The 523-nt window shown below is 51.6% G+C and carries 2 tRNA genes and 1 rRNA gene; all 3 read left to right on the forward strand.

From position 1 onward, the window contains the following. A 16S ribosomal RNA gene (locus tag JF545_RS19845) occupies positions 1 to 60 on the forward strand; the annotation flags it as partial. 83 nt (positions 61 to 143) lie between these two features. Continuing rightward, a tRNA-Ile gene (locus JF545_RS19850) sits at positions 144 to 220 on the forward strand. 17 nt (positions 221 to 237) lie between these two features. Further along, positions 238 to 313 (forward strand) — tRNA-Ala (locus JF545_RS19855). Positions 314 to 523: the final 210 nt, after the last annotated feature.

Genomic DNA, 523 nt, shown 5'->3' on the forward strand with positions numbered 1-523 from the left:
ACTGGGGTGAAGTCGTAACAAGGTAGCCGTAGGGGAACCTGCGGCTGGATCACCTCCTTAATCGACACGTCGCTGACTGTCGGTAAGTGCTCACAATGAATTACCTGATCAAGCAAGAGTAATGACAAGCTAGTTTGAAGCCTGGGTCTGTAGCTCAGTTGGTTAGAGCGCACCCCTGATAAGGGTGAGGTCGGCAGTTCAAGTCTGCCCAGACCCACCATCTTCGGACTGCGATATGGGGCCATAGCTCAGCTGGGAGAGCGCCTGCCTTGCACGCAGGAGGTCAGCGGTTCGATCCCGCTTGGCTCCACCACTTTATTGCCTATAACGGTGGGCCAGGTGATCAGTCTTCTTGTCATGAAGTTCTAAGCAAGATGCTTGCATCGCTGCTCGATAATCCGGGGCGGCGATTTTCAAGTCTCTCGCTTAGAGTTTCGACTCTAACGCTCTTTAACAATGTATATCATGCTGACAAAGTAAGATACGTCTCAAGCGTATCCGGCAATTGTCGTGACATCATCGA

Source organism: Halomonas litopenaei, assembly GCF_017303055.1.
Classification (GTDB): domain Bacteria; phylum Pseudomonadota; class Gammaproteobacteria; order Pseudomonadales; family Halomonadaceae; genus Halomonas; species Halomonas litopenaei_A.